This is a genomic window from Curvibacter sp. Hmag1.1 (assembly GCF_059769165.1).
Map to the genome: position 1 here is coordinate 3,282,435 of NZ_JBMBGX010000002.1, position 25,953 is coordinate 3,308,387.

The window sequence follows — 25,953 nt, forward strand, 5'->3', positions numbered from 1 at the left end:
TGAAGCGTTCAGCGCGCGGTGTTGATTGCATCCTATGGTAGCTGGAACACCTGAACCGCACGCGCAACCGATGAGGCACTGTTGTTTAGACCGTCCGAAGACGCGGCCGACTCTTCCACCAAGGCCGCATTTTGTTGGGTCACCGTGTCCAGTTGGGTCACTGCTTCGTTCACTTGGGCAATGCCGATGGCCTGTTCTTTCGTGGCGCTGGTAATCATCTGGATCAGGTTGCCCACTTCCTGCACGTTAGCCACCACCGCATCGATGGTGCGTCCGGCATTCTTCATCTGCGTCGCACCTTCAGAGATCTGCTCTGAAGACTGGGCGATGAGTTCGCGGATTTCTTTGGCAGCGGTCGCACTGCGCTGGGCCAGAGCCCGCACCTCGGATGCCACCACGGCAAAACCACGGCCCTGTTCACCGGCGCGAGCAGCTTCCACTGCGGCATTGAGGGCCAGAATGTTGGTCTGGAACGCAATGCCTTCAATCACACTGATGATGTCGCGCATCTTGCTGGAGGACTGGTCAATCCGCTCCATCACTTCAATCACATGGTGTACCGCTTGCCCGCCCTCGGTGGCAACCTTGGAGCTGCGGGCGCTCTGGTCCGCCACGCGGGCTGCCGTGTCTGCCGTTTGTTTCACGGTGCTGGAGAGTTCCTCCATAGAGGCAGCAGTCTCTTCCAGGCTGCTGGCCTGGGACTCGGTGCGTGCAGACAAATCCATACTGCCGGATGCAATCTCTGAGGCAGAGCGGCTGAACGCATCAATCTCCTCGCGCACATCGCCGACCACGGCCCGCAGGTTGATTTGAATCTGCCGCAAGGCCCGGATCATGTCGCCCAGCGGGGGCGGGTAGGCGCCCGAAACGTTGGTGGTCAGGTTGCAGCCCGAGATGTCGTTCGCAAAGTCTTCGGCTGCCTTGATCGCAGCACCGAAGCGGAGTTGGAACCAGGCCATGACGCCCAGGCCACCGGCGGAGAGCACAGCCAGTTGGGTCCAGAACAAGGCGTGCCCCTCCAGTCCCAAAAAGTCCGGAAGCATTCCCAGCAAGACCATGGCGGCCAGTGCCAGCCCCAGTCGTGCAGTCAGCGACAAGCGGCCCAGCGCACCAGCCCAGCCTTTGATGCCGTGGTACCGGACCCGGCCATTGCGCAGGTAAATGGTGGCTTTGCCGGATTTCTCCTCGGCACGCATCTGGGCATACAGCGCTTCTGCTTCCTGGATTTCTTGCCGGCTGGGCTTGATGCGCACCGACATGTAGCCTTTGGGCTTGCCGTTGTCCAGAATCGGGGTCACGTTGGCCTGCACCCAATAATGGTCGCCATCCTTGCGGCGGTTTTTGACCAGTGCTGTCCACGGCAGGCCGCGGCCTATGGTGTTCCACATGTCGCGGTAGGCGGCAGGTGGCATGTCGGGGTGGCGCACCAGGTTGTGGTTCTGGCCTATCAGCTCTTCATAGCTGAAACCACTGGTCTCCACAAATGCGTGGTTGCAATGGGTGATGACACCCTTGGTATCTGTCATCGACACCAACATCCGGTCGGATGGGTAGTCGTATTCCCGCTGGCTGATCGGTAGATTCACGCGCATATGGACTTTCCCCTTTTTTTGGATGGTGTAACTACTAAAGACCTTTGCACCAAAGCATTTAGCAACAGGGATGTTGATCAAGTCAATGTGCAATAACCCAGAGAATGCACGCTTGTTTTTCTGTGGGGTTGACCTTGATCAAGTGTTTGATCGATTCTTGACCGGTATCAATTAATTCAGGCTTGGCGAGTTAGTCACCGTGGCATTGCTGGGTTAGCATGACCCTCAGACACTCCCATGACGAGAGGCCGAACGCTATGTTGTCGCAGCTCATCTACACCAGCCAGGCCCAGCCCGGTATCACACCTGAGATGCTTCAGGCCATAGCCTCTACGGCTGCGCGTGACAACGTACGCATGGATGTTTCGGGCCTGTTGATTTACGACCAGGGTTGCTTTCTGCAGGTGATGGAGGGTGAGGACGATGTGCTCATCGCGCTCTATCAGCGCCTCAAGTCAGACCCCCGCCACAGCAATCTGGTGAAGCTGATTCACGAGCCTATTGCGCAGCGGCGGTTCGCGCAGTGGAGCATGGGCCTGGCGGTGCCGCGGCTTGGTGTGCAGGCTGAGTTAGGCCTTGAGGGCTTCTCGACCTGGAGCGAGCTGCTGTCAAGCCGTGCGCTCCAAAACTTGACGGAAGACCGCGTTCGCACCGTGCTGGACGCTTTCACCCAGGGACGTTGGCACCATGCTGTTGCCCCCCTTGCGGCCCACGACGGGCATACCAGCGCGGGCCGGGACCCCGAATTGCTCATCCCCGGCAGCACGCTCAGCGCAGTGCAGCGACAAGCGCTGCCTCACGTCGGACCCAGGTTCGCTTATCAGCCGATTGTGGATTTTGAGAACCGGCGCATCAGCTCTTACGAAGCTTTGTTGCGTGGCCCGGCGGGCGAATCTCCGCAGGCCGTGCTCAGCGCTTTCGAGGGAGATGCCTTGCACCGGTTTGACCTCACGAGCAAGGTGGCGGCCCTCTCCATTGCGCAACAGCTGGGCACCGATGCCCGTTTGTCGCTCAACCTCCTGCCCGAGTCCCTGTTGGTAGACGCCCATGCCGTCGACTTTCTGGTGCAAGCGGCTGCGCGCCACGGCTTCACGCCGGATCGCATCGTGCTGGAGGTGACCGAAGAAGAAGCAATAACAGACCCGGACATGTTTGCCGACGCGGTCAAACGCGTGCGCTCTGCGGGCATGCGCGTGGCCATTGATGACTTTGGCGCCGGGTTTGCTGGTTTGTCGCTCTTGGCGGACTTTCAGCCCGACAAACTCAAAATTGACCGTTGCATAGTCCAGAACGTGCACGAAAGCGGGCCCCGCCAAGCCATTGTGCGGGCCATCGTGGAGTTTTGTTATTGCCTTGGCATTGCCGTGGTGGCAGAGGGCGTGGAGACCGTCGAGGAGTTCAACTGGCTGCGCCATGCGGGCGTCAACCGGATTCAGGGATATTTGATTGCCAGGCCCGGACTGTGTGCCTTGCCACCGGTGGAGTGGCGGGGTTAAAAGAGCTGACCTGTCAGTGGGTCGTTTGCTATGTTTTTAGTAGCTGCTCGCGCATATTCCACCTGCGCTACCTGCTTGTTTTTCATTAATTCCAACGCTTCGTCCTCACTGAGCAGTGCGCCTACGCGGACGCCCAGGAGGCGTAGGCGTTTTTGCAATGGCGCGCGCTTGAGGCACAGGCCCGCAATGCGTCGTATGTCTTTGGCGTCAGCCGTGAAGTAGTCCACCGTGATGTCTCGGGTCACGCTTTTGAAATCGTCAAACCGCAGTTTGATTCCCACGGTTTTTCCGCGGTAGCCCTTGCGCTGCAGGTCTGCCGCCACCTGTTCACACAGACGGGTAAAGATGGCGCCTAGCTCGGCCTTGTCGCGCACTGCGTGCAGGTCGCGGTCAAACGTGGTCTCGCGGCTCATGCTCACCGGCTCGCTCTCGGTTTCTACCGGCCTGTCGTCCTGCCCGTGGGCAGCGGCGTGCAGCCAGGCACCGGCGCGCGGTCCAAAGGTGTCCATCAGCCACTGCAGCTCTTTGGCGGCCAGCTGGCCAATGGTTTCTATGCCGTGCTTTTTGAGCTTCTCGTCGGCCTTGGGGCCTATGCCGTTGATCTTGCGGCAGGCCAGGGGCCAGATCATGGGCTCCAGGTCGCTCTCATGGACGATGGCAATGCCGTTGGGCTTGTTGAACTCACTGGCCATCTTGGCCAGTAGCTTGTTCGGCGCTACGCCTACCGAGCAGGTGAGGCCCGTGTCATCAAAAATCGCCTTCTGGATCAGCCGCGCCAGCACGCGGCCGCCTTGGCGTTGCCCACCGGGCACGTGGGTGAAGTCGATGTACACCTCGTCCACCCCGCGGTTCTCCATGACCGGGGCAATGTCAGTGATGATGGCTTTGAAGCGCTGCGAGTAGTGCCGGTACTGTGCAAAGTCCACCGGCAACAGAATGGCCTGCGGACACAACTTGGCCGCCTTCATGAGCCCCATGGCTGAGCCCACGCCGAACTGCCGGGCGGCATATGTGGCGGTGGTGATGACGCCGCGACCGGTGTAGCCATCCAAGAGCGGGAAATCGGCGACCGGAATTTTGTGCAGCGGCGTGTCTGCGTGTTTGACGAGCAGCGCGTCATCCGCATGCCGCCGCCCGCCGCCAATCACCACCGGCAGCCCCTTGAGCTGCGGGTAGCGGAGCAACTCCACCGACGCATAAAACGCATCCATGTCCAGGTGCGCAATGCGGCGCACCACCTCGGGCGAGGTGTTTGGCAGGGGGCTTTCAGCTTGAGACATGCGGCGCACAGCATAGCAAGCTCAAGTACGCAGAGGGCATGACGATGTATTTAGTAAAAACGCTGTATTTAGATGAATTTGATAAAAACATTTACATTGACATTCATTGTTTGTGACGATAAATTATCAAATAAATCAAATTTATTGTGATTTTCCCGATCCATTTGCCGGAGCTGACATGACTGACGCTGACCTCCCCGTTCCTACCGGAACCGCCCACATTGATCTAGGGGCACTTCCTCCAGCCGCAGTGGAAGATGCTTTGCTCATAGGCAAGGCCTGGTATGAAACCCAGCCCACCGTGCAATACACGCTCGACGGTCAGGTCATAGGCGCCAGCGTTCCGTACCTGGAACTCATGGGCTACTCGTCGGACGAAATCAAAGGCATGAACCGGCGTGAGTTCTGCACCCCCGAGACGCTGGAGGATCCGGCATTTGAATCTTTCTGGAACCGGGTCGTGGCCGGTGAGTCACTCACCCAGGTGCGCACCATGGTGCGCAAGGACGGCAGCACCCTGTTTCTGAACTGCGTGTTTGTGCCGGTGCGAAATACCGGAGGCGAAATCTACAAGGTGCACAAGCTGGCTACCGATGTATCCGGCACCAGCGTGCGCGCCCTGGAAGACATGGCAAAGTTCGCCGCCATCGACGGCATGCAGCCGGTCATTGAGTTCAATGCGGATGGCCTAGTTACCGATGTCAACCAGCACTTCCTAAGTGCTGTGGGTTACACGCGGGATGAGCTGGTGGGCCAGCATCATCGTGCATTGTGCTTTGAAGACTTTGCCGCGACCGACGCGTATGCCACCTTCTGGGACGACCTGCGTGCGGGTCATTCCCACGTGGGTGAGGTGGAGCGCCGTCACAAAAACGGCAGCCCCGTCTGGTTGCAATGCACCTACACGCCTATCACCGACGTAGAGGGCCGTACCGTCAAGGTCGTGAAGTTCGCCATCGACATTACGGCGTCCAAGCTTCAGTCGTTGGAGGTCAACGCCAAGCTGCATGCCATCGATAACACCCAAGCCGTCATCGAGTTTGATGTGCAAGGCAACATCCTGGACGCCAACGCCATTTTCCTGAAGGCCATGGGCTACAACTTGCAGGAGCTCAAAGGGCAACACCATCGCATCTTCTGCCCCTTGGACTATTCGGCGAGCGATGAATACAAGGCGTTCTGGGCCGCACTGGGTTCTGGCCAATCGGCCACCGGCGAATACCTGCGCTTGAGCAAGACGGGTCACCCCGTCTGGTTGCAAGCCACGTACACGCCCGTCATGGGCACCAGCGGCAAGGTGGCCAAGGTCATCAAGTTCGCTACCGACGTCACGCGGGCCAAACAAAAATCTCTGGAGGACGAGGGCAAGGTCAATGCTATTGCCCGGGCGCAGGCGGTGGTGGAGTTTGACCTGGCAGGCAACGTGATTAGCGCCAATGACAACTTCCTGAAGTTGATGGAATACAGCCTGGAAGACATTGTGGGCCGCCACCACAGCATGTTTGTAGATCACAACGAAGTGGGCTCCGGGGCTTACCGGGCCTTCTGGCAAAAACTGGGACGGGGCGAGTTTGATGCGGGTGAATACCTGCGCTTTGGCAGGGACGGAAAGCGCGTCTGGCTCCAGGCCACCTACAACCCCATCCTCGACCTGGAGGGCAAGCCGTTCAAAGTGGTGAAGTTCTGCTCAGACATCACTCCTGGCAAGCTAATGGCTCTGGAGAGTCAGGTGCGCATGCAGGCGGTGATGAGCGCATCGTGTGTTTGGGAGATGGATCGCAACGGCACCATTCTCAAAGCCAATGATTTGATGACCAAAGCCATGGGCTGCGCAGAGGCTGACATGGTGGGGCGCAACGAAAACGAATTCATGTTTGACGATGCGCAAGACCAGGAAGCACGAAAACAGCGTTGGCTCAATCTGCGCGAAGGCAAAACAGTGTCTGCTGAGGTTCGGCGCAAAGGCGCTAACCGGAATGAGGTCTGGTTCTCTGTCATCTTGAGCCCCCTGATGGGACTGGATGGCGCGCTCTCCAAAGTGATTGTGGTGAGCCAGGATGTGACCGAACAAAAGCTCTCTCGTCTTGAAGCCGACGGCAAGCTGGGTGCCATAGACCGGGCCCAGGCCAGCATCGAATTTGACCTCAGTGGCAGGGTGCTTACCGCCAACAAGAACTTCCAGAAGCTCATGGGCTATGAGCTTGATGAAATGGTGGGTCGCCACCACCGCATGTTCGCCGAAAGTGCCTACGCATCTTCCGCGGACTACCAAGCATTTTGGGAGCGACTGGGTCGCGGCGAGTTTGAAAGCGGTGAATACAAGCGCATTGGCAAAGACGGCAAGGAGGTCTGGATTCAGGCCACCTACAACCCCATCCTCGACCCACGTGGCAACCCGGTCAAGGTGGTCAAGTTCGCCAGTGATGTGACGGAAGCCAAAATCAAGAGCGCAGATTTTGAAGCCAAGGTCGACGCCATCGACAAGGGGCAGGCCGTGATCGAGTTTGACCTTGATGGCAAGGTCATCACCGCCAACCGCAATTTTCTGGCGTCCATGGGCTACACCTTGCGCGAAATCGTCGGCCAGCACCACAGCATGTTTTGCACGGTGGATTACCAGCAAAGCACCGAGTACCGCGACTTCTGGCTGCGCTTGAATGAAGGCCAGTTCATCAGTGGTCGCTTCCAGCGATTGGGCAAGTTCAACCGGGATGTGTGGCTGCAGTCCACCTACACGCCGGTGTTTGACCTGAACGGCAAGCCGGCCAAGGTCATCAAATACGCCTTCGATGTGACCAAGGAAGTGACGCTGGAGCAGAGCATCATCACCCGTGCCCACGAAATGAAAAACAACATCAAAAGCCTGGTGCAAAGCATCAGTGAGGTAGCCGACAACTCTGCGACGGCCTCGGGCAAAGTGAACGAAACCGCAGAGGCTGCACATACCGGCAGTGCGTCGGTGTTGCAGTCCATGGATGCCATTGAGCGCATTCAAAGCAGCACCGCCAAGGTGGCGGACATCGTGCGGGTTATCAGCGATATTGCCAACCAGACCAACCTGCTGGCCTTCAATGCGGCCATTGAGGCAGCGCGTGCCGGTCAGCATGGCGTGGGCTTCTCGGTGGTGGCCTCTGAAGTGCGCAAGCTGGCTGAGCGCAGCAGCGTGGCCGCCAAGGAAATTTCCAACCTGATCGAGGAGTCCTCCGCACACGTCAAAGAAGGTGCACAGGTCAGCCGGGCGGCAGCGAAAAGCTTCGAGGGCATTTTGTCCAGCGTGAACATGGCGGTGGACAACGTGGCCCATATCGCCAGTGCCACCGGCGACCAGCGTGCCATGGCGGACTATGTGGCTGAGCTGATTGCCGGCCTCTCGATGGCTGCCAAGCAGAAAAAATGAGCACCGAAACCGCGGGCCAGCGCTTCGGCGTGTTCACCCTGGGGCAAATGCAATTGGCCCTGCCGATTGCCGCGCTCAAGGAAGTCACGCCCATGGGTGCGCTCAGCGCGCTGCCCAGCGAAGCGGCGTGCGTGATCGGGGCGATTTCACTTCGCGGGCTCATGGTGCCGGTAGTGGATTTGCGCCTCATCATTCACAGCAAAGGCGAGCTGCTACCCAATGCCGATGTGGTGGTCATGGAACACGAAGGCCGCCTGTTGGGCCTGGCTGCAGACGGAGTGGTGGGCGTTTACGTGCTGCCCGACGATGCGGTGAATGCGGTGGGCCCCATGGACCCGTTGTCATCGGTACTGCAAGCGGGTTTTCAGCGGCCGGATGATGCTTCCATGGTCAGTGTGCTGAGCCCCGCGGCGATTGCTGGCATTCCCAAGGTGCCTTTCGTGACAGCGCCGCAGAACGTGCTCGCCACCAACGCGCTGAACGTAGGGGCCGGCAAAAACGTATCCGGGCTGATTGATGATCCGCGCCACCTGATGCTCATGCGCTGTGGCGGTATCCCGCTGGCCATTGCCTCTCAGGCGGTGCACACCACGCTTATACAGCCGGAGGTACGCGGCTCGCACATGTCGGCGGGCAACTTCAAGGGGATGATGCGGTTTGGCGATCAGGACATTCCTGCGCTGGAGCTGTCGGCCCTGTGTGGTTTCGCACCCATGGAGGCCGGCGTCAAGCCGCAGGCTTTTTTGATGCAGTTCCCCGCCGGCCTGGTGGCTTTTCTGGTGGATGAAATTGTGAATGTGGTCGTGGCTGACGGGCACCAGATCGCCCCTGTGCCCTTGTTTGCCAGCCTGCAGGCGGAAATGTTCAGCGGCACCTTGCCCGGCGAAGCGATTGCCGATGACGCGGTGCAGTCCGCACCGCCGGGGGCGGGCTTCCATTTGATTTTGAATGATGCACACATGGCGGCCGACGCGCATTTGCAAGATGTGGCCGCCATGACCCGCCAGACCGGGCGCAGCGAAGGCGGCCTCAGCAACGTCGCACGCACCGCCGAATCCAAAGGCTTCCGTGAAAGCGGGCAGATGGTGAGCTACAACGTGGGTGTGGACGTGGCCTCGCCCATCCAGCAGATTGCCGAGATATTGCCGTGGGACGCAGCTTGCGCAGTGCAGGGCATGCAGGGCAGCAGCCTGTTGATGAGCCGCGGCCGGCCTATTCCGGTGTATTGCCTCTCAGGCTTGCTGGGCAATGCCAAGGGCGCCAGTGCAGCGCAAACCAGTGGCAATGTGCTGGTGGTGGAGGCCGAAGGGCAGTTGATCGGCTTCAAGGTGCCGCATCTGGTGACTATTGGGGAGGGCAAATCGGCGCCCCGCGAATCGTCGGATTTGATGCCCGATGTGGTGCTCATGGGCCATGGTGATGGCGAACGGGTGCTGCGTTTGGTGGACCTGCGCGGCCTGTCTGCCGGCCTGAAAGGGTCAAGGGCTGTTTGATACAGCGTAAGCGCGGCGCCAAGCGGCTGGGATATCATGGATTCGGGGATATCAGCAGCGCCACAAAAACCAAAGAGCGCTGCATGAATGGATAGCAGGTACGTCGTTGTTTTCCAAAGCCGTCAGCCGCCGCAGACTTCTGGCCGGTAGTGCGCTTACCGTGTTCGGCAGCGCGCTGCCGGTGGCCAGCAGCCGCGCGCAGGACCGCCATGCCCGATTCAAGGGGCAGACGGTGGCTTTCAGCATCCCGGATCACCCGCACTTTGACGCCATGCTCAAGCTGCTGCCGCAGTTCACGGCAGAGACGGGCATCAAGGTGGACGTAGCGCGCGACAACATCTTGCGCATGAAACATGTGCAAATGGCCGAGCTGGCCAAGCCACAAAGTAGCCTGGACCTGGTGACTTACATCGTCACCTGGAAGGGCGAGTACGTCAAAAAGAAACTCATTGCGCCACTGGATGGCTTCCTGAACAACCGCCTGCTGGCCGACCCGGACTACGCCTTTGGCGACCTGGTGCCGCGCTATGTGCAAAACATCGGCCTGGTGGGTGGGCCCAAAGGTTATTTGCCCGGCCCGGGTGCCAAGCTGTACGGCTTGCCCTACGGTGCAGAGACGTCTGTGCTGGCTTACCGGCGCGACGTATTTGAAAAACATGGCTTTGCGCCGCCCCGCACCTATGCGGAGTTAGCCGACCTGCTGGGCCCCTTGCACGACAAATCTGGCATGGGTGCTTTGACCTCGCGTGGCCAATCCGGGCACAACTGTGTGCACGCTTGGTTGCTGCACTTCAATGCCCTAGGTGGTCGTTTTTTTGACGATCAGTGGATGCCGCTGTTCCACCGCAGTGAGGGCGTGCAGGCGCTGGAGCTGCTCAAGCACATTGCCGATACCGGTCCCAAAGGAATCCCCCAGTTTTCGTACAACGACTCGCTCGCAAGCTTTCTGCAGGGCGAGAGCGCGATGTACCTGGACTCCACCGCGGTGTTCGGCGCGGTGCGCAGTTCCCCACTGTCCAAGGTCGAGGGCAAAGTGAGTTATGCCTTGCATCCGCGTGGCACCCGCTATGCCTCGCAATCCGGCGGGTTGGGTCTGGCCATCGCACGCAACTCGGTCCGCAGTGAGGCGGCCTTCCTGCTTTTGCAGTGGTTGACGTCCAAGGCGCAAGACAAGGCGGTGGTGCGTCACGGCGGAGGCCCGAGCCGGGTCTCCACCCTGGCGGATGCCGACATGGTGCGGCAGTTCCCTGAGTTCATCACCCTCAAGGAGCAGCTGCGCTATTCGGAGCCTGACTGGCGCCCCATCATCGCGGAATGGGACGACATCAACACCGGCCCCCTGGGGGCAGCGGTGTACCAGGGCATGACCGGCGCGAAACCGGCGGACAAGGCGCTGAGCGATATCGTGCGCCGGGTGAACGACATCATGGCCGCAGCGGGTTACCGCTGAGGCGCAAGGGGCCGGTTCAGAACGTGCCGGGTACCAGAATGTTGCGGTCTACGTTTTGGATGTTGGTGTGGCCGCAGAAGGCCATGGTTACGTCCAGCTCTTTGTGGATGATTTGCAGCGCTTTGGTCACCCCGGCTTCGCCCATGGCGCCCAGGCCATACACCATCGCACGGCCGATCATGGTGCCCTTGGCGCCCAGGGCCCAGGCCTTGAGCACGTCCTGTCCGCTGCGAATGCCGCCATCCATCCAGACTTCCAGTTTGTCGCCCACGGCCGCCACGATGGCAGGCAGTGCACTGATGCTGCTGGGTGCGCCGTCCAACTGGCGCCCGCCATGGTTGCTCACCACAATCGCGTCCGCTCCGCTCTGGGCGGCCAACACGGCGTCTTCCACGTCCTGAATGCCCTTGAGGATGAGCTTGCCGCCCCATTTTTCCTTGACCCATTTCACATCGTCCCAGGAGAGGCGGGGGTCGAACTGTTCGTTGGTCCAAGCGGCCAGGGACTTCATGTCGCTCACCGACTCCACATGCCCCACCAGGTTGCGGAAGGTGTGGCGGCGGGTGCCCAGCATGCCTAAGCACCAGCGCGGCTTGGTGGCCAGGTTGATGATGTTGGCCAGGGTGGGGCGGGGTGGGGCGCTCAGGCCGTTTTTCAGGTCTTTGTGGCGCTGGCCGATGACTTGCAGGTCCAGCGTCAGCACCAGGGCACTGCAGCGCGCGGCACGGGCGCGCTCGATCATGTTGGCCATGGCGTTGCGGTCCCGCATCATGTAGAGCTGGAACCAGAAGGGGGCGCTGGTGTTCTCGGCAATGTCCTCGATGGAGCAAATGCTCATGGTGGACAGCGTGAAAGGAATGCCGAACTTCTCAGCAGCCCGCGCAGCATGGATCTCGCCATCGGCGTGTTGCATGCCGGTCAAGCCTACCGGAGCAATGGCCACAGGCATTTTGGCCACGGTGCCCACCATGGTGGTGGCGGTAGTGCGGTTTTCCATGTTCACGGCGACCCGCTGGCGCAGCTTGATCTTCTGGAAATCCTCTTCATTGGCACGGTATGTGCCTTCGGTCCAGGAGCCGGAGTCGGCATAGTCGTAAAACATGCGGGGAACCCGCTTCTCAGCTAGAACGCGCAAGTCTTCAATATTCGTGATCACAGGCATGCAAAGTCTCCTTCATCGATGCGGCATGGTAGTCCGCAGGCGGTGGTTTGCCCGTGAAATCCGGCCTGCGGCGCGTGAAATTATTGAATTGGCGCGCTGGTTGCCGGTGTCCGGCCTGCTGCTGGCCACCATGGCGGCCGGTGCCGAGCCGCCCTCCTTTGCACCCCGGGTGTCCGAATTTGCATGGTTGGGCACCGTGGCCGGGGTGGAGTCCGGCAGCCTAGTGCGCATTGCCCTGCCTGCCGATGCATTGACCCGCCTTCAAAGCCGCGCCGGCCATGACGTGCGGGTGCTGAATGCCGCGGGTGAGGTGATTCCCTATGCGGTGACGGGGGGCGATGGGCCGGTGCGCCAACGCCATGCGGTGCAGACCCGGGCTTTTTCATTCACATCCACCGCCACTCAGGCCATTGCCGACCTGCGCACTGAGGTGCAGTTGCTGGCTGCGCTGGATATCAAGGGTGTGTGGCACCGCAACACGCTTATTTCTTTGCAAGTGGCTGTGAGTGACAACCTGCAAGACTGGACCCCGGTGACCGTGAAGGGTCCGGTCTACCGCTTTGAAGGTGCCGAGCCCCCTGTAAACACCGTGTTGGAGTTGCAAGAGCCTTTGAGCGTGGAGGGACGCTACCTGCGCGTGACCTGGCCAGGTCATACCGGCGTCAAGCTCGCCAGCCTCACCGGGCGGGTGGCCGGTTTGCGCCCTCCGGTGCCCGCAGTGCGCGCCGAGTTGGGGGCCGGTGTGGCCGATGGCGCGTCAGGCTTGGTCTGGTCTTTCCCGTTCGCTACGCCCTTGAGCGCGGTACACCTGCACATGCTGCAGGGTGACGATCCTGTGCCCTTGCGCATCTCGGCCCGCGCCGACCCTGCACAGCCTTGGAAGCTACTGGCCTCAACCGTGGTGTACCGGCAAGACTTGCCGGGCGGGCAGGGCAGCAACCCGCCACAAGCACTGCCGGATGCACAGATTGCGCAATTGCGCATAGAGCCCGGTAACGGCGTGCCTTTGCCGGCCGGCGGCTTGCGCCTGGCGGCGGAGCTGGCGCCCATACAGGTTTTGTTTCTGGCCACAGGCAAAGGGCCCTACACCGTGGCGGCCGGCCGGGCCGGCACTGCGCAGGCTGCCGTGGAACTGGAAAGCCTGATTCCCGGCCCTGCGATGGTGCCCGACATCGTGCCGCTGCGGCCGGTCAAGCAGCTGCGGGCCGTGCTGCCCGGGGCGCCCCAGCTGTGGGCCGCATCGCTGATGCCTGCACATTGGAAGGTGCGCGGCCCGGTGTTGTGGGATTTGTTTCTGGTGGCTTTGGCAGTGGCCATGGCCGCTGTGTTTGCGCTGCTGCGGCCACCTGCCGCCAAGCCCGTGGATACCTTGCCGCCTCAGTGAGCCGCGTGCTGCTCCAAGGCCTGCCCCAACGAGTGGGCACCGGGCGCATACAGCCCTAGCCCGCCACCGACCAGGGCCAACAACAGTGCCGTTACCGCAAAGGGCACGACTGTGTGGCGCATGGCGGTTTGCACCCAATGCGGGCTGTCTGAGGTGCGCAAACGGCGGTACAGGGTGTACGAGAGCACGCCGTCGAACATCAATTCAGAGAACAGCACCGGCGCGATGTAGATCACATACAGCGAGGCCAATGCCATGCCCACGGCCATCACGATGGCAATCAGCGGAATGGCAATCTCATCCGCATCGCTCACACTGCCTGCAGCATCGCTCAGCCCGGAAAACAGGTTGGGTGTTTCCGTCGTGGACAACGCAGGGCTGTCGAAGGCAGGCCCATCCAAGCGGGCGCTTGCACCGCCACCCGCATAGTCGCCTCCGCCTCCACTTTTGAAGGGCGTGGTGGCCAGGTCCGTTGTGTCTGCACAGTGGCGGCTACTGCCACTGCCGTTCCAGTTGGGGCTGGGCAGGTCGATGTAGTCCCGGCTGTCGGTGCGAAGCCACAGCCACAAAAGCAGCATGAAGAAGCCATAGGCAGCGACCACCGCCAGCGGGTAGCGCAAGGCCATGCGGTGTATGCCGGCATGCAAGAGCAGGGCAGAGCAGAGCCAACCACCCGCGCCCGTGAGCGCTACGAGCAGGGCCATTTGCAGTCGGGGGAATGACTTGGTTTCCAACTGCTGTTGCACGCGCAGGATCGCGTGGTAGCGGGTTACGCGGATGTGTCGGGTCATGGTCGGCGTGGGGCGGTTTTGCTGTCCTGCATTTTGACGCCGGCGCCGCGCACCTCCAGGCGAACCTGGTCCAGCACCTTGCCTTTGCTGTCGACGATCTGGATCACATGCCGCCCCGGCCAGGGCAGCCACAAAGCCGTGTTGCCTTTGGCGATTTGCTTGCCGTCGATCAACCAGCGCAGATTGCTGCCTTCGGCCTCCAGGCTCAGGCGCTGGGCCTGGGGCGGAATGTCGGGGTCCAGCGCGAGGATGGTGCCGCTGGTGGGGGCCGTGATGCGGGCAGTGCTTGGGGCATTGTTGCTGGAGTTTTTTGAATGATTTGGGCCTCTAGAGCCCGTGGAATCTGCGCGAGTAGCTCCTTTTTCCATAGCAAAACTAGCCTGCTCAGTGCCGCTGATGAACCACTCGCTGCGGGGCGCTTCGCCTTCCACCGTCACCGCTTTTTGCAGCAGACCGGCAGGGGGCTGGGGCGCGCGGCTGCTTCGCTGGCGGTGGAGCTGGTTCATGACCGCGGCCCAGATGGGGGCGGCGCCGCTGGTGCCGCTCACGTCCCACATGGGGACGCCGCTGGCGTTGCCCACCCACACGCCCACGGTGTAGCGCTGGCTGTAACCCACGGCCCAGTTGTCGCGCATGTCTTTGCTGGTGCCGGTTTTGACGGCGGCCCAGAAGCGGGTGGCCAGCACGCTGTCGGTGCCGAAGGTGCGGGCACGTGCCATGGGGTCGCTGAGGATGTCGCCCACGATGAAGGCGGCCCGCGCATCCAGCGCCGGGCTGAAGGGCGGAGGCGTGCGACCCACGGTGAGGCGGGTGGGGCTGGCGCGGCCGCCATTGGCCAGGGTGCGGTAGCTGTTGGTCAGGTTGAGCAGCGTGGTCTCAGCGCTGCCCAAAGCCAAGCTGTAGCCATAGAAGTCGCCGCTTTCCTTGAGCGGCATTCCCATGCGGGCCAGTTGTTTCTGAAAAGCGTCGGGCGACACCATGACCAGCGTGCGCACTGCCGGCACATTGAGCGAGGCGCCCAGTGCGGTGCGGGCCGATACCCAGCCTTTGAACTGGCGGTCGTAGTTCTGCGGGATGTAGAGGCCGCCGGTGGTTTGGATCTGGGTGGAAGAGTCTTCGAGCAGGGAGGCGGCGGTGATGCGCCGCTCCGCCAGCGCCTGCCCGTACAAAAACGGCTTGAGCGTGGAGCCGGGCTGGCGCAGCGAGGTCACAAAGTCCACCTCGGGCGCGGCGCTCAGGGGGCCGCTGCTGTTGACCCAGGCCAGCACCTCGCCGCTGGCGTTGTCCAGCACCAGCAAGGCGGCGTCTTCCACATGCCGGCCGCTCAACTCACGCAGCTGGGTTTGCATGGCCTGTTGGGCAAAGCGTTGGAGGGGCGCACTCAAGGAGCTGCGGATGGTGGCCGATGCGGCGCCATTCCCCGCCGTGGTGCGGGCCAGCTGGCGCGCCACGTGCGGGGCCATGCCCTCGCTCGCCGCAAAGTCGCGGCGGGCCAGGGCGGAGGCCACCAATAGCTCCATGGCTTCGCAGCCACCCATGTTTGGGCCTGAAGCATTATTTGCATTGGGGGGCTCCAGGGTTTTGAACACACTGCAGGCCCGCAGGGTGACCTGCGCCTCTTTGGCGTTGGGCGCCCGGATCAGGGCGGCCGCCACGGCGGCCTCGCGGTGGTCCAAGCCGTGCGGCGCCTTGCCGAAGAGGCTGCGGCTTAAAGCATCAATGCCCACGAGCTCGCCCCGAAAAGGCACGAGGTTGAGGTAGGCCTCCAGGATCTGGTCCTTGCGCCAACCGCGCTCCAGGCTCTCGGCGGCCATGGTTTGGCCCAGCTTTTGCACCACGCTGCGGCCGGAGTTGCTGCGCTTCAAATCCTCGTCCAACAAGCCTGCAAGCTGCATGGTGATGGTGGAGGCGCCCCGGGTTTTGGTGTTCCACAGGTTGGCCCAGGCGGCGGCGGACACGGCTCGCCAGTCCACGCCGCTGTGCTCGTAAAAACGCTTGTCCTCGCTCAGCACCAGCGCCGTGCGCAGCGCAGGCGACACATCGGCCAGCGCCACCCACTGCCCGCGGCGCACGCTGGTGTCGGTGCGCAGGCGGTGCAGCACTTCGCCCTGGCGGTCCAGCAGCAAGGTGTCGGAGGGCTTGTAGCCAGCCTTTACTTGCTCAAAAGCGGTCTTGGCGCCCGCCGAATGTGCGCAAGCAGCTATCAAAAGCGTAGCAAAAGTGAGGCGCAACCTGCCTGTAGCCTTGGTGACCTTGGGCACGGTGTGCCAAGACCGGTCTGCGTAAACTGTGTTGATCTGCAACCCACCCACCTTTGCTCTTATGTCTAACGCCGCACCCTTGTTCCAGCCCTTCAGCTTCAAAGGCTTGAAGCTTGCCAACCGCATTGTCATGGCACCCATGACCCGTTCTTTCTCGCCCGGCGGCGTGCCCACCCCGGCAGTGACCGAGTATTACCGCAAGCGCGCTGCTGCCGCGGTGGGGCTGATTGTTTCTGAGGGCTCGGTGGTGCAGCGCCCCTCTGCCGCCAACGACCCGGATGTGCCGCACTTCTGGGGCGACGCTGCTTTGGGCGCATGGCAAGACGTCATCAACTCGGTGCACCAGGCCGGTGGCGTGATGGCGCCGCAGCTCTGGCACGTGGGCGCAGCCCGCAACCCCCGCACCACCTGGACAGCGCCACCGCCCGTGGATTCGCCCTCCGGCCTCTCGCGCCCCGGCAAAGCCTTTGGCGAACCCATGACCGACGAAGCCATTGCCGACACGATTGCCGCATTCGCCAAAGCCGCCGGTGCGGCCAAGCGCCTGGGCTTTGACACCATTGAGCTGCATGGCGCTCACGGCTATTTGATCGATCAGTTCTTCTGGGAAGGCACCAATGCGCGCACCGACAAATACGGTGGTGATTTGGTGGCCCGTGGCCGCTTTGCCGCGGAAATCTTGAAGGCCGTGCGTGCCGAGGTGGGCCCGGACTACCCGGTCATCATCCGCCTCTCGCAATGGAAGCAGCAGGACTACAACGCCCGCATTGCGCAAACGCCCGATGAAATGGCCGCATGGCTGCAGCCACTGGCTGACGCAGGCGCAGATATCTTTCACTGCTCACAGCGCCGTTTCTGGGAGCCGGAGTTTGAAGGCTCTGACCTGAACTTTGCCGGTTGGGCCAAAAAGCTCACAGGCCGCCCCACCATCACCGTGGGCTCGGTGGGCCTGAGCGGTGAGTTCATTGCGGCGTTTGGGGGCGAAAGCTCCAAGCCCGCATCGCTGGATGAACTGCTGCGCCGCTTTGACCGGGGCGACTTTGACTTGGTGGCAGTAGGCCGGGCGCTCATCAGCGACCCGGACTGGGCCGTGAAAGTGCGTGATGGCCGCGAGGCAGAGTTGTCGAACTTCTCGCCGGCAGCGCTGGGCACCTTGGTCTAAGGCACGCCATGGCCACGACGATCCGCCGACGGCAGGTATGTGTGTTGGGCAGCGCAGAGCCCGGCTCGGCGGCCTATGCGCTTGCGGGTGAGGCCGGCCGCCTGATGGCGGGGCTGGGCATCACGGTGGTCAGTGGTTGTGGCAGCCCGGCCACCCGCCATGCCGCCGAATGCGCGGTGGCTGCGGGCGGGCAGGTGCTGAGCATCATCCCCGAAGGCGAAATGCCACCGCCCGATTGGCCTGCCACTGTGGTGGTGCCCTCAGGCGTGGGGGATGCGCGCAATTTGTTGATGGCCCTGGCGGGCGACGCCTGCCTGGTTATAGGCGGGCGGGCCGGCACCATCTCGGAGGTGTGCCTGGCTTGGTTGCACAAGCGGCCTTTGCTGCCTTTGACAGGTTGCGGAGGCTGGTCCGATCAGCTGGAGCAGAACCCGCCGGATGAGCGCAAAAACTCACCCATCCTGCCTTGGAGCTCGGTGGTAGAGCTGGAAGCGCGCTTGAAAGCTTTAGGATTGGCTTGAGGCTACTGCCTGCTTCAGAGGAAGTAGAGCGCAGCCAAGCCCAGCACGGCGGGCACGGTCTGGATGTACAGAATGCGCACCATCACCGTGACCGCGCCCCATACGCCTGCCACCGCCACGCAGGCCAGCCCGAAAGTGGCAAATGCCTTGGCAATCGCCGGGTCGGGATAGACCAGGCCCAGCAACAGGGCCGCGGCCAAAAATCCGTTGTAGCAGCCCTGGTTGGACATGGCCGCCTTGCGCGACTCCACCTCAGAGGGCGGAATGCCAAATACCTTCACCCCACGGCTCTTGTAGAGCACGGTTTCCAGCAGAAAGATGTACACGTGGATCAGGCAGACCAGTGCAATGAAAACTTGGGCGGCGATAGGCATGTAAGCATCCCGGTTGATAAAGTGATTCGAAGAATACATAATCACGTTATGTTTGTAAAGGGTGCCGTTGTCACCCCAGTTACCCATGACTGACACCCCCACCAAACGCGACGGCCGCAAAGAGAACGCGAGTGCCACCCAGGCGGCGTTGCAAAGCGCCGCACTGCGCTGGTTCAGCGAGCAGGGCTTTGAGAAAGCACCGGTCGGCAGCATCTGCGCGGATGCCGGCGTGACCGTGGGCGCGCTGTACCACCACTACGGCGACAAAAAAGGCTTGTTTGCTGCGGTGGTGGAGCAGGTGGACGGGCAGTTGGTGCAAGCAGCCATGGCAGCAAGCCAAGGCGTGACCGCGAAAGGTGGCAACGCCTGGGATGCGTTTTTGGCCTCTATCGACACCGTGCTACAAGCCGGCACTAATGCACCCATGCGCCGCCTGATGCTGGTGGACGCGCCTGCAGTGCTGGGCGCGCAGGTGTGGGGTGACATCCGCCAACGGCAGGGCTTGGGCGCCATGCGCGGCAGCATCGCCGCCATTCAAGCAAGTGGCATCTTTCAGGGGCACGATGCAGAGCGCTTGGCGCGCATCGTGTTGGGCGCGCTCTATGGCGGCATGGACTCTCTGCCGGACGATGAGGCTGGCGTGCAGGACGCGCTGGCAGACACCCGACAGTGTCTGGTGGCCATGCTGGAAGGCCTGCGAAACAAGGATGCGCGATGACAGTTCAAACCACACTTCAACTCAGTACGGAGACCAGCACTGTGTTGTGCACGCAGGACGGCCATGTCGTCTTGCAACAAAAGTTGCAGCTGGGCACCGCCTCGCTGGCCCGTCAATGGATGGGGCACACACCGCCCACGCCGCTGGACATTGAACACGCCATAGAGGTGACTGAGGACGTGCTGATGCCGCTTGCTGCCAAGGTGGCTCGCACGGAGCAGTTGCAGCTAAGCGGCTCTGGTGCGGCGTTGATATTGCAAGGTGTAGGCGTTGCGCCGGACGCCGCATTGCACTGGAATCTGGATGAGGTGGAAGACCTGTTCAACCGCATCGCCATGGTCAGCCAAGGTAGGCCGATCGGCCATGAGGCCTTGCCTACGGCGCCGGAGTTTTATGCGGCAATGGTGATCGTGCGGGAGTGCTTGCACCACCTGAGGTTTGGTTCAATGTTGATAAGAGGTTGATTGCAGAACTTCAACGATCAAGCTTTGTATCAAATGTCGCAGGACGCTTTCGGTGCGTTTGGTTGTACCCAATAGATGGTTCGTTGCTTTTGAGTTCTCTGATGAACTCGCTTTCTTTTTTGCGAATTTCAAGCTTGTCATCAGACTCAAAAAGAATCTGCTTTCGTAGAGTGAGGTCTTGAAGTTCGGATTTAGAGAAGTCTTTTTCAACTATCGCGTTGTCCCAGCTACCGAAGTACCGCAGTGAGTGTCCAGGTTCTCCCTCGTCTTTACCCACATAGATCTTTCCATTGGGAAATGTGATTTTGTAAATCACATAACGAAAGAGAGTTGATCGCACGTCGTTGCTCACTTCACCCCCACCACTTTCACCTTCATATTCGGCGCCTCCCCGAACATCTCCGGCGCATACATCGCTTCCACGCGTGATGGCGGCAGCGAAAACTCACCCACGTTGTTCAGGCGAATGGTGTATTCCATCTTCACCACGCCCTTGGGCAAGTATTCGTAGTAGCTGCGGAAGGACTCGAAGCTGCGCTCTTCAAACGCCGCCCAGCCGTAGCCCTCTTTCTTTTCTCCTTGCGTGGCGATCTCGCTGTCGCGGCCCAGGCCGCTGCCCAGAATCGTGGCGCCGCCGGGCACGGGGTCGGTGATGGCGACCCAGGTCATGTCGGCGCTCGCGTTGACCTCAATGCTGATGCGCAACACGTCTCCGCGCGTGTAGCTGCCGGCCGGCAGGCTCTTGTTGGCCTGCTCCACGGGTGTAATGGTTTTCTTGATCTGGTAGCCCGCAAAGAACGCCGCTTTCAGTTGCACCGCTGCTACGGAATGCAATGTGAGCCAAGGCTTGCCTGCGCCCTGGTGGGTCACGTTCAGCGTGTCTTTGGCTGCAGTTTTGCTCCAGGGCAGGAACATGGTGTTGTTCTTCAGGTTACCCGGAGATGCGGGCGCGCCGAACCAGGTGGTCTGGTGTGCAGCGCCGGATGCATCGGTGGTCTTGATGCGTTCCACCTTGATCCAGTCCACTGCCGCAGTGCCTGTGCTCATGCTGGCCTTGGTGCTTCCAGCGACCGGCACCGCTTCAAACTTGGCGCTGAATTTTTCCAGAGCCAAGCCACCCCACAGGTTGGCGGTGGTGGTGTGCCATGCGCCGTTCTGCTGGCGACTGATGAAGCCGTTGGCCAGGCGGCCCATGTCGTCTTTCCAGGCCGGGTCGTCCAGCACGCTCAAGATCAGGCGCGCGGTGTTCACGTCGCCGCTTTGCATCAGCCACCACCAGTAATCGTCCTTCTCGGTGCTGAAGATCATCTTGGTGCCTTGGTAGCTGATGCGGCTGCGCAGAATCTGGTTGGCCTCAGCCAGGCGCTTGTCGCGCTCTGGTACATCAGTCACGCGCTTCAAGATGTTGAGCCAGTCGATGACCGCATGCGTGGGCCACTGGTTGGGCGCGATGGTGATGCTGTTCACCATGCGGCCTTGTGCTTTGCCGTAGCGCGACAGGGCTTCGATGGCGGCCAACTTGCGGATGTCCAGGTCTTTGCGGGGGCTCCAGAACTCGCGCTGGATACGGCCTTCCACAAAGGCAATCAGGCCGCGCTCCATGGGCGCGCGAATCTCGTCGCTCAGAGCAAACGCCGGGTCAATGCTGGCGGCCTCATGGGTTGCAGCCAGCAAGTAGGCGGTCAGCGTGTCGCTGCCGCGGTTGGCTTCACCATCGCGCGGCGGGAAGTAGTTGGCCAGGCCGTCGCTGTCCAGGTAGCTTGGTATTTGCGCGGCCACGCTTTGCCACAGCTTGCCGTCGCGCAGGCCCACGCTCTTGCTGGTCTTTTGCTCCAGGCATGCAAAGGGGTAGAGGGCAAACCAGTCTTTCACGCCCGGCAGGCCTTCGGCCAGCTTGGGCTGAAGCGCCATCTTCAGGCCGCCACGGCCAGGCAGGGCATCGGCAGGCGCATTCACGTCCATGGTGAGCGGACCGTCAATCTGCACAAGCATAGCCTGCTGCACCGTGAGCGGTACCGCTGGCACGATGCGCTGGCGCGCCTTCAACGCGTCTTTGGCGCCGCTGATGGTGTCCTTGGCCTCAATCTCCCACAGGATGGCCTCGTTGCGGCTCAAGGCGAGCTGTGCGGGGGCAGTCACATTCCATGCAACCTCACGGGCATCTCCCGCAGGTACATCAATGGTTTGTTGCTCTAAATTTAATAGCGTGGCCCGCGGAGTCACCAGCACCTTCATGGCCTGCTTGGTGGTGTTGCGCAGGGTCAGTTGGGCGCGGTACTGGTCGTCTTCACGCACCAGGGGCGGCAGGCCGCTGATGATCTGCAGATCTTGCGTGGCGCGTATGCTGGTGCTGCCGGTGCCAAACAGGCCGGTGGAGGCATCGGCCACTGCCACGATCTTGAAGGTGGTGAGCGCATCGTTGAGCGGCACCGTCACTTGGGCTTGGCCATTGGCGTCCAGCTTGACCACCGGCTTCCAGAGCAACAGGGTCTCCAACAGCTCACGCGCGCCGCTGTGGCCGCCCCCGCCACCAGGCGCCACGGCCTTGCGGCCATAGTGGCGCCGGCCAATGATTTCCATTTGCGCGGTGGATGTTTCCACTCCCCAGCTGCGCCGCTGCAACATGGCATCGAGCAGGTTCCAGCTGCGGTTGGGCATCAGCTCCAGCAGGGCCTGGTCTACCGCGGCCACAGCCACTTCGGCGTTGGCAGCGGGTTGACCGTTGGGCAGCTTGACGGTGATGGTGACCTGCGCTTTGCCGCGCACGGCGTAACTTTCCTTGTCGGCCTTGACGCTCACATTCAGTTCATGCGCCTGCGTGCCCACGCGGATTTCGGCCACACCCAGCCTGAAGGCGGGCTTGCTCAGGTCCACCAGTGCAGTGGGCGCCACGTACTCGCGCCCCTCGTACCAGAAGCTGGTCCACCACTCGCGCGGAGCCTTGTAGCCCCAGGTGAAGAAGCTGTACCACGGCACCTCGCGCAGGCGGCCGCGCAGCACCAGTGCGCTCACATACACATTGGGGCCCCAGCCTTCCTGAATCTTCAGGTGGATGGTCGGGTCCTGGCCGTTGAGCTCCACCACCTCGGTGTGCACAATGCCTTCGCGCTCCACGGCTACCAGTGCCGTGGCAAAGCGGAAGGGCATGCGCACTTGGAAGTTGGCCGTCTCGCCGGCTTGGTAGCTTTTCTTTTCGGGCAGCAGGTCGATGCGGTCGTTGTTATCGCCACCGAACCAGAGTTCGCCTTGTTTGGTCACATACACGCTGCTGGCCGCCTGAATGCTGTTGCCCGAGCCGTCTTTGGCGGTCACCACCAGCTCCACTTGGCCAGCTTCGTTGACCTCGGTTTCGCACAGCAGCAGGCCGCGGGCATCGCTCTTGCCGGAGCACACGCTACCCAGGTCTTTGGTGCTGGTTTTGTTGTCGTAGGTGTAGAAGCCTCCCACCATGCGCTTGCGCGTGGTGGTGGTGATGCGGGCGGTAGCTTTCACCTCCAGCGCCACCCCGGCTTGAGGCTTGCCGGACAAGTCCAAGGCGAGCGCGCGGAACTTGATCTTTTGTCCGCTGGAAACCCAGCCCTCGGTCTTGATACCGGCAATTACGCTGGCAGGCCACAGAGTCTGGGTGCTGCGTATGGTTTGCACTTCGCCGTTGGGGTCGGAGTAGGTGGCTTCCAGCAGCAGGTCTTGCGGCTGGCGGCTCTTGGGCACATCAGCAATAGTCAGCTTGCCGCCGCCGTTCTTGTCGAGGGTGATCGGCATTTTGTCGGCGATGACACGCGCATCGGCGCTAGCGGTGTTTTCTTCTTCGCCGTCGTCTGAGCGGGCTTGCTGCCCCACTTGCGGTGGCGAGAAGCTGAATTCACTGAAGTCCGCAAAGCTCAGGCCTTTGGCCCGCACCGGGGCAGACACGCGCACCGGCAGGTTGACCGCACCGCCTCCGGACACGTAGTTGATCTGCACATCCACCGGCACCTGGGTGGCGTTGACCAAGGGCTTTTTCTCGGTGGGGGTGACACGGCCCTCCAGCACCGGCAGGCGGAACTCTTCGACCCGGAACTCGCCGGTGTAAAAGTCCTGCCGGCCATTGCCACTCGTGAGCTGCACCTGGTAAGCACCCAGCTTGGCGCCTTGAGGGATGGAGAAGCTGTTTTCTGCACTCAAGCCGCCGGTGGCGGTTTTGCGCCACCCGAGTTGCAGCGCGTATTGCTGGCCGCTGCCCATGTGGGTGATGAGTAGGGTGTCGGGCTTGGCATCCGGCAGGCCAAAGCCTTTGCTGGTTTGGGTGCGCAACACGTGCTTCATGGACACGGTTTCGCCTGCGCGCAGCAGGGTGCGGTCGAAGATGGTGTGGGCGACTTCGTCGGGCAGGGCCTGGCGGCTGGTAGGCACGTTGAAGCGCCAGGGTTCAATGCCGCGGTTCCAGTCGCTCCAGGTGAAGGCCAGGTCTTGCACCGTGCCTTTGCCATCGGCCGCAGGCTGGGCGGCGCGGGCGCTCACAAAGTAGGCACTGCTGTAGTAGCCGTCTTCCCCGTTGCAGCGGGGCGCTTGGGGCGACACGCCACTAAGGGTGGCAATGCCTTGGGCATCGGTCAGGCCACGGGCCACTTCTTGGCCCCGGCAATCGGACACCACGACTTGGGCACCGGCCACGGGCTTGCCCTTGTCCAGAGATGTCACCCAGGCGAGCGCATTTTCGCGGCCCAGCTTGAAGTGCACACCCAGGTTGGTCACCAGTGCGGCGGTGCGGACATACATGGTGCGACCTTCGCCGTAGCGCTCGTCCAGTAGGCTGGTGCCCAGCTTTTGGGAGGCGATCTCCACCACATGGAAGCCGGGGGTGAGGGGAATGCCTACCACCTCGAATGGGCGTGGGTCTTGGGTCTGGGGCTGGGGCAGGTCCAGCGTTTTGGCGCCGGGGCGGCCGTCCAAGAGCGAGAGCATGCGCGTTTGCACATAGTCGCGGTCTGTGGGCGTGGAGGGCTTGGGCAGTGAGGTGCCCAGTTCGCGGGCTGCTTGGCTGCGTGAGATGTTGGTCTCGTCATAGCGCAGTACCTTGCGGTACCAGGCAATGATGTCGGCGTCCGTCCCCGGCTGGAAGGTACGCACTTTGCCGGCAGGCGCCTTGGCGGCGGATTTGTCCTGCTCGGCGTTCAGACCCTTGACCTTCAGCGCAGCTTCGACGTTGCGCAAAGTCACCGGCAGCATGGCCACGCCATCGGGCTCGGCAAAGCGCTCCACGATGCCGAAGGGCGAGGCGGCAAACTTGGCCAGCGGCGGCATAGCGGCGGTGGCGGTTTTGAGCGGGAAGCTGTCCGCATTGCGCAGGGTGCGGCCGGACGCGTCTTTGAAATCTTTGGGCAAGGTGATGGTCAGCTGGGCCTGCTCGGGCAGCGCGCCTTCAAAGCGCACGCTGTTGACCACGTTGTCTTCATCACCGCTGTCTTCCGCGAGCACGGGCTTGAAGCTGTTGTTGCCGTCACTCAGGCGAATGGCTTGCAGCAGCTTGGCCGACACCGGCGCATTGAAGCTGAGCTGCAGGGGGCGGATGGGCAGGCAGGCGGCCTGGGCGTTTTCCCGCTCGCAACTGAAGTTGGCCGCAAAGGGCTCGCGCACCTGGTAGGCAAACTGGCGCTCCACCGTGTTGGGCACACCGGGGGTGGTGCCGTTGGCTGGCGTGGCCACACCCTTGCCGAACACCACACTCACTTTGGCCGATGACGACAGGCGGCGCGCGCAAGTCATGGTCACATACGACAGCGGGTCCGCCTTGGCGTAGCCGTCCAATCCTTGGGCCTCCAACAGCGCCGCGCGCTCTTTGCCCTCGAGCAGGCGGATACTGATCTTTTCGCCCAGGTCGGATGCCTTGCACCACACATTGGCTTTCACGCTCTCCAGCGTGGCTGGGCCGCTGAGCTGCAAGATAAAGAACTGCTCCTCATCAATGCGATAACCCTGGTAGGGCTGGATGCTGCGCACAAAGGGGCCACCGCTATTGAATTTATAGCTGCTCGCGCCCGTGATATCTGCGCCTTTCGGCGATTTGAACCCGGGTTTGGTTTGCACCGTGCAGCGCACGCCGGGGGGCAGGTCGCGGTCGAAGTCGTAGGCCCACACCCGGTCGTTCACCCAGCGGCCTGTACCTTGGGTCACTTGGGCGTCACTGCAGCTTAGGGTGAGTGGGGCTTCGGCCTTCGGGTCGCCGAAGTTGACTGCACTCTCGTCAAACTTGGCCACCAGCTGGCGCACCTGCGCCACTTCGCCTTGGGGCGAGAGGCTGATGATTTGCAGTGCCTGGGCGCTCCAGCTCAAGGCGGCCAAGCCGCAGGCCAGAAATGCATTTTTTGTTTTCATGGTCGCTCCCCGAAAAAGAGCGCTCAGCGTAGCCGAAAACAGGGGCGGCAACGT

General features: G+C 61.8%; 17 protein-coding genes. 9 read left to right on the forward strand and 8 right to left on the reverse strand.

Annotation, left to right across the window (positions count from 1 at the left end):
- Window positions 1–32: 32 nt before the first annotated feature.
- Window positions 33–1,592 carry a methyl-accepting chemotaxis protein gene (locus ACOAP0_RS15960; protein ID WP_498377199.1) on the reverse strand — a complete coding sequence of 520 codons (1,560 nt, stop codon included), beginning with the start codon at window positions 1,590–1,592 and terminating at the stop codon, window positions 33–35.
- Window positions 1,593–1,849: 257 nt separating this feature from the next.
- Between ACOAP0_RS15960 and ACOAP0_RS15965 the strand changes: the two genes are divergently transcribed.
- The gene (locus ACOAP0_RS15965) at window positions 1,850–3,088 is read left to right on the forward strand and encodes a diguanylate phosphodiesterase (RefSeq protein WP_498377200.1); all 1,239 of its coding nucleotides are present in this window, start codon (window positions 1,850–1,852) and stop codon (window positions 3,086–3,088) included.
- On the opposite strand, the gene dinB is transcribed toward ACOAP0_RS15965, so the two are convergent.
- Window positions 3,085–4,368, reverse strand: a complete 1,284-nt coding sequence (dinB, locus tag ACOAP0_RS15970; protein WP_498377201.1) for a DNA polymerase IV — start codon at window positions 4,366–4,368, stop codon at window positions 3,085–3,087. The two genes, ACOAP0_RS15965 and dinB, sit on opposite strands and share 4 nt — an antisense overlap.
- 178 nt (window positions 4,369–4,546) lie before the next feature.
- On the opposite strand from dinB, the gene ACOAP0_RS15975 reads away from it, so the two are divergent.
- From ACOAP0_RS15975 to ACOAP0_RS15985, 3 genes are all read left to right on the forward strand, one after another.
- The gene (locus tag ACOAP0_RS15975; RefSeq protein WP_498377202.1) at window positions 4,547–7,765 is read left to right on the forward strand and encodes a methyl-accepting chemotaxis protein; all 3,219 of its coding nucleotides are present in this window, start codon (window positions 4,547–4,549) and stop codon (window positions 7,763–7,765) included.
- A complete protein-coding gene (locus ACOAP0_RS15980) occupies window positions 7,762–9,258 on the forward strand; it encodes a chemotaxis protein CheW (RefSeq protein ID WP_498377203.1) in 1,497 nt (498 codons plus the stop codon). The genes ACOAP0_RS15975 and ACOAP0_RS15980 overlap by 4 nt, the downstream gene beginning before the upstream one ends.
- 106 nt (window positions 9,259–9,364) lie before the next feature.
- A complete protein-coding gene (locus ACOAP0_RS15985) occupies window positions 9,365–10,708 on the forward strand; it encodes an ABC transporter substrate-binding protein (protein ID WP_498377204.1) in 1,344 nt (447 codons plus the stop codon).
- A 16-nt stretch (window positions 10,709–10,724) separates the two neighbouring features.
- On the opposite strand, the gene ACOAP0_RS15990 is transcribed toward ACOAP0_RS15985, so the two are convergent.
- Complete coding sequence (locus ACOAP0_RS15990) at window positions 10,725–11,870, reverse strand: alpha-hydroxy acid oxidase (RefSeq protein WP_498377205.1); 1,146 nt, start codon at window positions 11,868–11,870, stop codon at window positions 10,725–10,727.
- Here ACOAP0_RS15990 and ACOAP0_RS15995 point away from each other — a divergent pair.
- On the forward strand, window positions 11,869–13,254 hold the full coding sequence (locus ACOAP0_RS15995) for a DUF3999 family protein (protein WP_498391468.1): 1,386 nt from the start codon (window positions 11,869–11,871) through the stop codon (window positions 13,252–13,254). The genes ACOAP0_RS15990 and ACOAP0_RS15995 overlap by 2 nt on opposite strands.
- On the opposite strand, the gene ACOAP0_RS16000 is transcribed toward ACOAP0_RS15995, so the two are convergent.
- Both ACOAP0_RS16000 and pbpC read right to left on the reverse strand, forming a co-directional pair.
- The gene (locus ACOAP0_RS16000; protein WP_498377208.1) at window positions 13,248–14,045 is read right to left on the reverse strand and encodes a hypothetical protein; all 798 of its coding nucleotides are present in this window, start codon (window positions 14,043–14,045) and stop codon (window positions 13,248–13,250) included. The genes ACOAP0_RS15995 and ACOAP0_RS16000 overlap by 7 nt on opposite strands.
- The gene (gene pbpC, locus ACOAP0_RS16005) at window positions 14,042–16,306 is read right to left on the reverse strand and encodes a penicillin-binding protein 1C (protein WP_498377796.1); all 2,265 of its coding nucleotides are present in this window, start codon (window positions 16,304–16,306) and stop codon (window positions 14,042–14,044) included. The genes ACOAP0_RS16000 and pbpC overlap by 4 nt, the downstream gene beginning before the upstream one ends.
- Before the next feature lie 61 nt (window positions 16,307–16,367).
- Here pbpC and ACOAP0_RS16010 point away from each other — a divergent pair, with 61 nt between their 5' ends.
- Together ACOAP0_RS16010 and ACOAP0_RS16015 are read left to right on the forward strand one after the other, a co-directional pair.
- On the forward strand, window positions 16,368–17,468 hold the full coding sequence (locus ACOAP0_RS16010; RefSeq protein WP_498377209.1) for an NADH:flavin oxidoreductase: 1,101 nt from the start codon (window positions 16,368–16,370) through the stop codon (window positions 17,466–17,468).
- Window positions 17,469–17,476: 8 nt separating this feature from the next.
- Window positions 17,477–17,989 (forward strand): SLOG cluster 4 domain-containing protein, encoded by a 513-nt coding sequence (locus ACOAP0_RS16015; protein ID WP_498377211.1) that lies wholly within the window; start codon window positions 17,477–17,479, stop codon window positions 17,987–17,989.
- A gap of 14 nt (window positions 17,990–18,003) precedes the next feature.
- Here ACOAP0_RS16015 and ACOAP0_RS16020 read toward each other — a convergent pair whose 3' ends face one another.
- Window positions 18,004–18,363 carry a DUF1304 domain-containing protein gene (locus ACOAP0_RS16020; protein ID WP_498377212.1) on the reverse strand — a complete coding sequence of 120 codons (360 nt, stop codon included), beginning with the start codon at window positions 18,361–18,363 and terminating at the stop codon, window positions 18,004–18,006.
- 85 nt (window positions 18,364–18,448) lie between these two features.
- Here ACOAP0_RS16020 and ACOAP0_RS16025 point away from each other — a divergent pair, with 85 nt between their 5' ends.
- Together ACOAP0_RS16025 and ACOAP0_RS16030 are read left to right on the forward strand one after the other, a co-directional pair.
- Window positions 18,449–19,081 carry a TetR/AcrR family transcriptional regulator gene (locus ACOAP0_RS16025; protein ID WP_498377213.1) on the forward strand — a complete coding sequence of 211 codons (633 nt, stop codon included), beginning with the start codon at window positions 18,449–18,451 and terminating at the stop codon, window positions 19,079–19,081.
- Window positions 19,078–19,545, forward strand: a complete 468-nt coding sequence (locus tag ACOAP0_RS16030) for a hypothetical protein (protein WP_498377214.1) — start codon at window positions 19,078–19,080, stop codon at window positions 19,543–19,545. Before ACOAP0_RS16025 ends, ACOAP0_RS16030 begins: the two co-directional genes overlap by 4 nt.
- 10 nt (window positions 19,546–19,555) lie before the next feature.
- Here ACOAP0_RS16030 and ACOAP0_RS16035 read toward each other — a convergent pair whose 3' ends face one another.
- The gene (locus ACOAP0_RS16035) at window positions 19,556–19,897 is read right to left on the reverse strand and encodes a GIY-YIG nuclease family protein (RefSeq protein WP_498377215.1); all 342 of its coding nucleotides are present in this window, start codon (window positions 19,895–19,897) and stop codon (window positions 19,556–19,558) included.
- Window positions 19,894–25,899 (reverse strand): alpha-2-macroglobulin family protein, encoded by a 6,006-nt coding sequence (locus tag ACOAP0_RS16040; protein WP_498377216.1) that lies wholly within the window; start codon window positions 25,897–25,899, stop codon window positions 19,894–19,896. The genes ACOAP0_RS16035 and ACOAP0_RS16040 overlap by 4 nt, the downstream gene beginning before the upstream one ends.
- Window positions 25,900–25,953 lie beyond the last annotated feature (54 nt).